This window comes from Moorena sp. SIO4E2 (genome assembly GCF_010671945.1).
Taxonomy (GTDB): domain Bacteria; phylum Cyanobacteriota; class Cyanobacteriia; order Cyanobacteriales; family Coleofasciculaceae; genus Moorena; species Moorena producens.
Map to the genome: position 1 here is coordinate 1 of NZ_JAAHIE010000262.1, position 10,011 is coordinate 10,011.

General features: G+C 44.8%; 5 protein-coding genes and 2 pseudogenes. 4 read left to right on the top strand and 3 right to left on the bottom strand.

Features of this window, described 5'->3' with window-relative positions; translation table 11 throughout:
* Window positions 1-210: 210 nt before the first annotated feature.
* Entirely contained in the window at window positions 211-2,268 is a 2,058-nt protein-coding gene (locus F6K37_RS23110) for a tetratricopeptide repeat protein (protein WP_161603145.1), read from the top strand.
* Here F6K37_RS23110 and F6K37_RS23115 read toward each other — a convergent pair.
* The gene (locus tag F6K37_RS23115; RefSeq protein WP_165691812.1) at window positions 2,251-2,427 is read right to left on the bottom strand and encodes a hypothetical protein; all 177 of its coding nucleotides are present in this window, start codon (window positions 2,425-2,427) and stop codon (window positions 2,251-2,253) included. The two genes, F6K37_RS23110 and F6K37_RS23115, sit on opposite strands and share 18 nt — an antisense overlap.
* A gap of 793 nt (window positions 2,428-3,220) precedes the next feature.
* Between F6K37_RS23115 and F6K37_RS23120 the strand changes: the two are divergent.
* The 3 genes and pseudogenes from F6K37_RS23120 (at window position 3,221) to F6K37_RS23130 (ending at window position 7,568) form a co-directional block, all read left to right on the top strand.
* A pseudogene (locus tag F6K37_RS23120) lies at window positions 3,221-4,177 on the top strand (ISAs1 family transposase).
* Between the two features lie 1,041 nt (window positions 4,178-5,218).
* Window positions 5,219-6,367 (top strand): glycosyltransferase family 4 protein, encoded by a 1,149-nt coding sequence (locus F6K37_RS23125; protein ID WP_287252373.1) that lies wholly within the window; start codon window positions 5,219-5,221, stop codon window positions 6,365-6,367.
* A gap of 366 nt (window positions 6,368-6,733) precedes the next feature.
* Window positions 6,734-7,568 (top strand): annotated as a pseudogene (locus F6K37_RS23130) (IS1 family transposase).
* A gap of 715 nt (window positions 7,569-8,283) precedes the next feature.
* Here the strand turns inward: F6K37_RS23130 and F6K37_RS23135 are convergent.
* On the bottom strand, window positions 8,284-9,513 hold the full coding sequence (locus F6K37_RS23135; RefSeq protein WP_008180434.1) for a DUF1501 domain-containing protein: 1,230 nt from the start codon (window positions 9,511-9,513) through the stop codon (window positions 8,284-8,286).
* An 8-nt stretch (window positions 9,514-9,521) separates the two neighbouring features.
* The gene (locus F6K37_RS23140; protein WP_154659692.1) at window positions 9,522-9,665 is read right to left on the bottom strand and encodes a hypothetical protein; all 144 of its coding nucleotides are present in this window, start codon (window positions 9,663-9,665) and stop codon (window positions 9,522-9,524) included.
* Between the last annotated feature and the right edge of the window lie 346 nt (window positions 9,666-10,011).

A 10,011-nucleotide genomic window follows, 5' to 3' on the forward strand; every position in this document is an offset into this window, starting at 1 on the left:
ATACAAACGCTATTTTAGATAAGAAAATCGAATTGATTAGCTATAATCTTATAGCTATAATCTTATAGCTATAAGATAGTCTTGGTGGAATCATTAAGATACCACAATCAATTCGATTAAAAACTGCTAGCTCGAATACAAGTTTTTAACAATCGTTAAATAACAGTATTAAGAAACAGTATTAGAATGCGCTCCCAAATAGAACTAGCTATGGTTGAAACTTCTGTAAGTATTGCAAATCAATTGAGACAGCAAGGACAACAGAGTGAAGCAATTGCAGCATACCAGGAAGCAATTGAGTTACAGCCAGATAATCCAGGAATTTATCACCTTTTGGGACAATCTCAGGCTCAGCAGGGGGATTTAGAAGGTGCAATCGCAAGCTACCAAAAATCAATTGCCCTCAATCCCCAACAGTCGTTTTGGGTCTACAAACATCTCGGGGATGCTCTGAGGGCCCAAGGAAAACTGGATCAGGCGATGGTGGCTTACCAGGACGGGATGCAGTTCGAGCCAGACCATCCGGATTTCTATCACAATTTAGGACAAGCTCAAGCACTACAGGGAAATTTAGAAGACGCGATCGCATCCTACCAAAATGCGATCGCACTCAATCCTAGCCATCCGTTTTGGATCTACAAAAATCTCGGGGATGCTCTGAGGCAAACCAATCGAGTTGATGAAGCAGTTTGCGCTTACCAGGAAGCAAGTCAGTGTGACCCAGAAAATGGGAAAGTAGTATATCCTAACTTGGCACAATGTCAGCAGCAACAGGGAAATTTAGACGATGCCATCGCCTCTTACCAAAATGCGATCGCACTAAATCAAGACCAGCCAGCTTGGGTTTACCAAAATCTCGGGGATAGTCTGAGCTTGCAAACTCGATGGTATGAGGCCATTACCGCTTACCGTAGCGCTATAGCCATTAACCCCAGCATAAATCGGGTTAAAGAGAGCTTAGCGGATGCTCTGCGAGAAACCAAACAATTGGAGCAAGCGATCGCAGCCTATCGCGATGGTATTGAAACCAATCCCGACCGCTTTGAGTCTCACCATTGGCTAGGGGATTTATATCGAGAAAACAAGAATTGGGAGCAAGCCGCAGCAGCTTACCAATCCGCCATAGCACTCAATTCCTACAATGCTTGGACTCACCATAATTTAGGCTTAGCCTTAGCCCAACAAGGGAAGCTAGAAGAAGCCGTAGCTGCTTATCAAGAAGCCATAGCCCTATCCCCTAACCAGTTCTTTGAGTTTTACCACAAATTAGGGGAGGCTCTCACCCAACTCCAGCATTGGCAGGAAGCAGTTACCGCTTATGGTCGTGCCATTGACCTCAGCCCAGAAAATCCTGAGTTATACTACCCCTTGCGCAAAGCATTGGAAGAATTGGGACAGTGGCAAGAACCAGATTATGAACCCCCATCACAAGACCCTTGGCTAGCCGCTCACCAATGGGCAGATAGTTTGCGAGAACAGGGAAAAATAGCGGAAGCGATCGCAGCCTATCGCTATGCTCTCGATATCAATCCCAACTGTTGTGAATCTTACCATTGGTTAGGGGATTTACTCTTAACACAACAGAATTGGCATGAAGCAGCAACAGCTTACCAGCGAGCCATAGAACTCAATCCTTATAATCCCTGGTCTCACCATAATTTAGGGCTAGCCTTAACCGAACACGGCAAATTAGACGAAGCAGTAGCTGCCTTAAACCAAGCCATAGCCCTATGCCCCAACCAGTACTTTGAATTTTACCAAAACTTAGGAAATGCCCTCAGCAAACTCCAGCGTTGGGATGAATCCCTTACCGCCTATGGCAGTGCTATTGAATTAAATCCAGGCCATCCTCAGTTACACAGTAGTTTAGGAAGTGTCTTGGTTCAATTGGGAAAGTCCGATCAAGCAGTAGCGTCCTACCGTCGCTCTATACAGTTAAAGCCAGATCACCCCGAGATACACGAAAAATTAGGAAATGTGCTTCGAGAAAGAGTCCAGGTAGATTTAGATCAAGCAATCAGCTGTTATCGTCGAGCCATTAGGACTAATCCAGATAATCTCGATAATTATCACAAAGCATTAGGGATACAATCCAACGATCCTGAACTGTATCTACAGTTAGGCAATACATTAGTCAAACAAAATCAGTTAGACCAAGCCATCATTTTCTACCAAATCGCCCTCCAGATCCAACCCGAAAATTATGAAGTAAAGGCTCAGTTGACCAGGGTTTTGGAAAAACAAGGCAAGCTAGGGAGTAGGGAGTAGGGAGTAGGGAGTAGGGAGTAGGGAGTAGGGAGTAGGGAATAGGGAGTAGGGAATAGGGGTAGGTTTTTTACATTTGGGTAAAACATCGGACTTAACCTCAGGAGAGGAAAAGGAAAACAACTTAGGTGCGCTTGACCTATTAAGAATTAAATTCGCCACGGGTCGCACCTGAAGAAGCGATGCAGTCGGCCAAAGGGGGTTTCCCCCGGAGACGAAACCTTAGACAGGGGAGCCTTTATGGTTGGTAGGCTATGCAGATGCATGATTAAAACTTATTGATTAAGGCTCCCCTGTCTTACGGTAACTATCGCCAAAGGCGACGCTTCGCGAACAAACCACTCGCTATTGCATCAAGACAATGATGATTTTTAACGACAAATTAAGTATATTTTCTTATCCCCCACACCCCACACCCCACACCCCACACCCCACAGCTCACGTCTTTGTTAAAAACCTACCCTTATGAGACACCCCACACCCCACGCCCCACACCCCACACCTGAGGTCTTTGTAAAAAACCTACCCTTATGAGGTGGGGGTCTCCCCCACTCGCTATTGCCGTGGTTTCCCCGGAGACGAAACCTTAGAGAGGGTCGCCTTTAATGTCGGCAGGTTATGCAGAAAAGGGTTAAATATTTTTTAATAAGGCTCCACTCTCTTACGGTAACTTCAAACCACTCGCTATTGCATCAAGACATTGACTGGCATACAATCTTGTCAGTGTCGTAAATCTCGAATCCAAATAAATCCAGGGTAATCCCAGCTATTTTGTATAAATTGTACTTGACAAAATAGACGTTGGCGCAGAGGTTTGCTTTGGCTCAATTCAGACTAGACAATTTCTCCAGAATCAAGGAAATTGGATAGAGATTAAATCAGTCTGTTCACATTCTCAACGGCCCTGATGTCTATTGATTTTAGTGCTCCCACCCCATCCCCCCTTTCAACTCAGATGAAACAGCTCAAACATAGCGTGATTAATCAGTTTGAGGCATTGGATGACCCGAGAGTCAAACGGGAACCCAAGCATAAACTTGTAGATCTTGTGACCATCGCCATCTTGGCGGTTCTGTCTGGGGCAGATAATATGGTAGCAATTACCTATGGCAAAGCGAAACAGCAATGGTTAGAGACGTTTTTGGAATTGCCCCATGGTATTCCATCTCACGATACCTTTTCGAGAGTCTTGGCATTGATTGACCCAACTCAGTTGCATGAATGCTTCAATAGTTGGGTGGAGCAGATTACCAACCAGCTAGAGATTAAGCTGATCAATATTGATGGTAAAACGGCTCGGGGTTCCTACGATCGGGAAAAGCAACTCAAAGCCTTACATACGGTGAGTGACTGGGCGAGTGAACATCATCTGGTGTTAGCTCAACAACGGGTGGAGAGCAAATCAAATGAGATCACAGCCATTCCCGTGGTGCTGAACCTACTGGATATTCAAGGTGCAATTATTACCCTAGATGCCATGGGTACCCAGCGCAATATTGCCGCCCAAATCCTTACGGTCGGTGGAGACTATATCCTGGCACTCAAAGGGAATCAAGATTAACTCCACTTGGGAGTGGAGGCTTTCTTTAAGGCGGCACAGACAACCCAGTGGGAGGGCATTGAGTTTAGCTATGACGAGTCTACAGAAGCTGGCCATCATCCCATTGAACATCGGCAAGTCTGGGTAGTGCCCATCACTCAAGTCCCCGATTTGCCCCATCGGTCGAAATGGAAGGGCAAGACCTGTGTAGTGATGGTGAAACGATTTGGTCAACTCTGGAACAAAACAACTACAGAGGTCTGTTTTTACATCACTAGCGATAGAGTTGATGCCACCATTTTGGCAAGGGCAATCCGCTCCCATTGGGGGATTGAACATAGCCGACCTTGGGTGGAACGATGTCACATTTAGGGAAGACCACAGCCGTCTTCGTACCGGACATGGACAGGATTATATGGGGCTTTTGCGACGCAAGTCGCTCAATTTACTCAAACGAGAACCGTCAAAGCAAAGTCTTGCCATGAAATGCGCTTCGTGCGGCTATGGACAATGACAATGCTGCTCAAAGTGTTGCTCGGCAACTATGCTAGTTAGAGACCGCTCGACCAGTGCTGGGAGAATTGAACCATAGAGCCAGAGGAAACTACTACGAAGCACGTCCTTACCCTGCCAATAATCATACCTATTGTGCCAACTCTTTATGACGCTTTCATGAGCCGAAGAAGGGATTAAGGTATGATTTAAAACTGTCCTAGGTTTTTGATACCCAGTTGACAAATTTAAATGCGATTACCCTGCAAATAAATCCTATTGCTTGTGCTATTTTGGTGTGGAATTTCCTGAAAATACTAGCTTACTTGAATCAATGTACAGTTGATAAAATTAAGAACCAAAGTTTATCTTCATATTTAACTAAAGAACTTAAAAAACCTTCTTTAGTTATGAATTGATTATGCTCAGAATCTACTCGATATCTGGTGTCTTTACGTAAGTCGTGATCTAAAATCATTGGGGGCACAATAACATTGAGAATCAAGGCAATAAAATCCATATTTAGGGGAGCATCCCATTTTGGAAACAATATTACCCAAAGCAACGATATTTCAAGGGTTTCAGCCCCCTAAAAAGAGCTAACGTGCCAAATTGGGATGCTCCCATATTTAGCGTGTAAAAAAATCAAACACACTGTATTATGGATTAGTAAGCATTGATTGATCTCAAGGTTTGGATGTTCGACAAAACCCAAAATCAGGTTGCAGATTGCGTCCCGCTATCAGCAGTCACCACTAAGTTTGGTGAAGAACTCGTTGTGTCCAACGTCTAACCAAGCTACCACTCTAAGCGAACTGAAAACCAGGTTTGCAATGCCCCTAAATTAAGGACAGCAAATAGCTGAGTAATCATGTCGTCAGAGAAAAGTAATCAAATTTGAGAAGTTATGAGGTCAAAGTAGTGAGGATCCTCTTAATCTGCACTGAGAAGCTTCCTGTTCCATGTATTCGAGGAGGTGCAATCCAGACTTATATTGACGGAATACTACCTTATCTAAGCAAGTTTCATGACGTTAGTGTTTTTTCTGTCACTGATTCAGATTTGCCCAATCAACATGTGCTGAATGGAGTCAGCTACCAGCGCTTCCCGACAGGTGATATTGAGGCTTACTACCAAGCAGCTGCTAAATTTGCAGCTGAGGAAAGGTTCGATTTAGTCATTCTTTACAATCGCCCTAAATACTTACCCTCTATTGCTGCTGCTAGCCCTAGTAGTCAGTTTCTCCTGAGCATGCACAATGAAATGTTTCATGAGGACAAGATTAAACCTGAGGTTGCTAAGAGTTGTCTAGAGAAGGTTAGAGGAGTCATAACAGTCAGCAAATTTATTGCTGATGGAATTGCCGATCTCTTCCCTGAATACCGACATAAACTTCACCCCGTACATGCAGGCGTTGACTTAGAGAAGTTTCAGTCCCGATGGTCACCGGAAGGATCTAGACGTCGCCAAAAATTGCTAAGTTCTCACAGATTGACCGATCGCAAAATCGTTGTCTATGTAGGTCGATTAAGTATTAAGAAAGGACCCCATATCCTGATTTCTGCCCTACCCCAAATTCTAGAACAACACCCATCAACATTTCTTCTTATGGTGGGTAGCAAATGGTACGGCCATAACGAGGAAAATAAATATGTTCGTCAACTGAAAGAACAAGGAAAAACCTATGAAGAATCAATTTACTTTACTGGCTTTATTCCACCTGCAAAAGTCCAGAAGTACTTCCTCATGGGTGACATCTTTGTTTGTGCATCTCAATGGCAAGAACCTTTAGCACGAGTTCATTATGAAGCAATGGCAACAGGTCTTTGTATAGTTACCACAATGCGAGGAGGAAACCCAGAAGTAGTCATCCCAGATATGAACGGTCTCTTGATCAGTGACTATGAGAATCCCGATGCCTTTGCAGGAGCAATTAACTATTTACTGTCCAATAGAGAGTTAGCTGAACAAATGGGTCGATACGGACGCCATCTGGGTGAAAAGTATTATGGTTGGGAGCGGGTTGCTTCAGACATTTTCCGGATTATTTCAGACTGCTGCCTATCCTAATCTTGGATAAGACACAAGATCAGGGGAGAAGGATCGTCTAGTAAGAGCTGATTTGTAAACAAAACCTTAACAAGCCAGTCGGCGAGTCATTAAACGAATCAGCTCCCCGTAAATCATCCCTTCACGCAATGGTTGTGTACAATTCATAATATGCAGCTCAAACGCCGAAATCGATTCAGCAAGCCTTATGTCCGTTCGAGGATCCATCGTTTTGGTAATGTTTCAAATTCCTTTGATGTTCGCTCAATCACCGACCCCCGCACTTGCTCTCCACAAACTTGTTGCACCCCATGAGCAAAATTCGGTAGTGCCTATGCGGAAGTGTGGGAGTGGTAAGATGAATCTTGTCCAAAAATAGTCCTATGAATGATGGAATGCCATCTATGGGGTCATCATAAGACCCATAAACAGGTCAAAACTAGTAAGGGAAGCCAACGGTACTACTGTCGAGTGTGCCAACAAACGTTCACTTCTACTTTTGATACTCTTTACTATCGCCGAAAAATTGAACCCGAAACAATTCACACGGTTCTACAGGCTCATGCAGAGGGAAGTAGTTTGAGAGGAGTCAGTCGGACGACTAATCTCGCCTACAATACGGTAGGAACGCCTGCTGCGAGCAGCTACGGTGATTGGACAAATGATTCATAATGCCCGTGTACAGAAGATTGAAACCTCACAAATCAGCGGTGATGAATTTTGGTCATTTGTCCAAAAAAACAATTTCGCTGTCAGTCCAATGAATTGAAAGAAGGAGACTGTTGGATTGGAATGACTCAAGCATCATCAAGGGGCTTAATTCTGGCAGCTAGAGTAGGTAAACATACTGACCAATTCATCGAAGAATTAATAGTGAATACAGAAGGAAAAACCGATTGTCAACAATGGCGTACTGATGATTGGGGTGGATATAGCGCGAGTTTTACCTCCACAAGTAAGACACATCATCGGTAAAGAGCAGACCCAACAACTAGAGCGAACTAACGGGATTGTCCGACAGCAGACGGGTCTCGGGCATCGGCGACAGAATAAATTTGCCAAGGTCTGGGAGCAGACCTTGGCAACAGTAAGGTTGGTAGTCAGCTATTTCAATTGGATTTGGGTTCATAGTCGCTTTGGCAATACGGCGGCACAAAGGTCTGGGTTAGCGATCGCCCCTTGGAGTTGGAATGACTTGCGCGGCATACCCACACTTTGCTGATGCACTACCGGACGACCATAGTCGTGACTCACAAAGCCTCGGGCGACCAGGGAACCCCCTCAGAGCACACTATTGCTTGGGTGAGCGATCGCATTCTAGATTAGCGATCGCATTCTAGATTAGCGATCGCATTCTAGATTAGCGATCGCATTCTAGATTAGCGATCGCATTCTAGATTAGCGATCGCATTCTGGATTAGCGATCGCATTCTGGATTAGCGATCGCATTCTGGATTAGCGATCGCATTCTGGATTAGCGATCGCATTCTGGATTAGCGATCGCATTCTTGGGAAACCCCAGTTAGTCTAAACTCCAGTTAAAAAGCGATTGACCTTTGGTCACGCTATAGGCATTGCCGACGCTGCTTGAGGTGCGAACGCACTCTTTGTCGAGGCTTCACTAAAAAGCGTACGAAGTCTTTGTCGAGGTTTTATAGCAAGGGAAGTATAGTTTAGGACATAGTCTTTTGGTTGAAAGGGAGCAGGGACTGAGGCCGTAGGCCACGCGGGGCGCGTTCGGAGCAGGGAGCAGAAGATGTCTTAAGCTTTACTTCGACTGCTATAACTAAAAAGCGATTGACCTTTGGTCACGCTTCGCGATCGCACTGTTTGTCGAGGCATCAACTAAAACGCGATTGACCTTAGGTCACGCTATAGGCATTGCCGACGCTGCTTGAGGTGCGATCGCACTCCCCTCCCCCGACACTTCTGTTTCCCTACAGAAGCCCCAGATTCTGATTAGACCTAAAACCAGGAAAGATTTGGGCTAAATTCGAGTCTCCAATCTCCATATGTTCCCTGAGCACAGGCATCAGCACGTCACGAAAATCCGTAGTTACTGCTAAGTCCCGTTTTTCATACAACTGGGATTCAGCCAAACCGGGCCACTCTCCATAGACCTTACCACCGCGAACTCCTCCACCCAAGACCCAGATCACATTCCCGTGTCCATGGTCAGTACCCTTGTTACCATTCTCTGCCAGGGTACGGCCAAATTCTGACATCACCACAATCACAGTATCGGCATAAATCGGTTCTAAGGCTTTGACTAGAGTAGCCAACCCAAGTCCGAGAGGCTTAAGTTTTCGAGCCAGCTGTCCTTGACTACGGCCCTGGTTAACATGGGTATCCCAGCCACCTAAGGCCAAAAATGCCAGTTGGGTCTTAGCATCCCCCACCATCAGCTTGGCTAATTTGCGGCTATCACCAACAAATTTAGAGGAAGGTCGTGCTCCCCGGTTAGCTGCCATCATTTCTTCCTTTAGCTCAGCCAGCAGTATCTTCCGTGCTTCACTTCCTTCCTGATAAGCTAGATTAATCGCATCATTACCACGATAGAGCTGATCAAAAGCAGCATCAATTTGGGGACGGTCTACAGGCAGCTTGTGATTATAATTTCTCCCCATCGGTAAATTAGCCACTGGCATCTGACCGGATAGAATCCGTGGCGTTGTTGTGCCCATATTCACCGCTTGAGTTGGTATTTCCTTGGGAATTGTCCCTAATAGTCGATTCATCCAGCCATCATCTGTACTCTTAATCCCTGGGGTGCCACTTTCCATGTAATCCTGAGCATCGAAATGGGAGCGAGTGGAGTCTGGTGAACCACTGGCGTGAACAAAGGCTAAACTTTTCTGTTTCCAAAGAGGCATCAGATCAGCTAGAGCTGGATGTAAGCCAAAGTAACCATCTAAATCCAAGACTCCCCCTTTTTCCCCGGTGCGAGGAATCGCAATTCTCGGTCGCGCTTGGTAGTAATCAGCGTCTTGGTATGGCACAACTACATTCAGTCCATCTATGCCACCCCGCAGGAAAATAACAATCAGTCGCTTACGGTGATTAGCATTTGCTGTATTTGCTAATCCTCTGGCTACCCAACTCCCCATAGAGATCATTCCCCCAGCAGTTAGGAAGCTAGCTTGTTTTAATAATTTGCGTCTTTTCATTGTTGGTTTTATCTAGCGGTTTTCAATGAGGTGAGGTAGATTTTTTTAGGGAATCGGGAATCGGGAATCGGGAATCGGGAATCGGTAATAAAGAAGAGGGAACAGCGGATCTGGGAACAGCGGATCTGGGAAGAGTTAGGAAAGAGATTCAAGGAATTTTTGGTATTATAATAAATCAGGATTTGGTTTCATGAGCTATTTTTAAATTCTCTAAATAGCTTATATAAAAATTGCAAATTTCAACTTAAACATTGATTTAAAAATTTTCAATAACAAGTCATAATTAATCAGTTTTTTTTAAAAAAAGATAGCGTTTATCAGACTTATTCAGACTTATGAGGTGCAGTCAATTTTCTTACCCCTACTCCCTACTCCCTACTCCCTACTCCCTACTCCCTATTCCCTATTCCCTATTCCCTGTTCCCTATTCCCTATTCCCTGTTCCCTAAGATACTACCGATACATCATTTCTGGACTGCCTAAAATCAAGGCGGCTCG

Bases quoted from the DNA above. Each gene is read 5' to 3' on its own strand.
- F6K37_RS23110 (WP_161603145.1), top strand. From the start codon at position 211: ATGGTTGAAACTTCTGTAAGTATTGCAAATCAATTGAGACAGCAAGGA.
- F6K37_RS23135 (WP_008180434.1), bottom strand. From the start codon at position 9,513: ATGAAAAGACGCAAATTATTAAAACAAGCTAGCTTCCTAACTGCTGGG.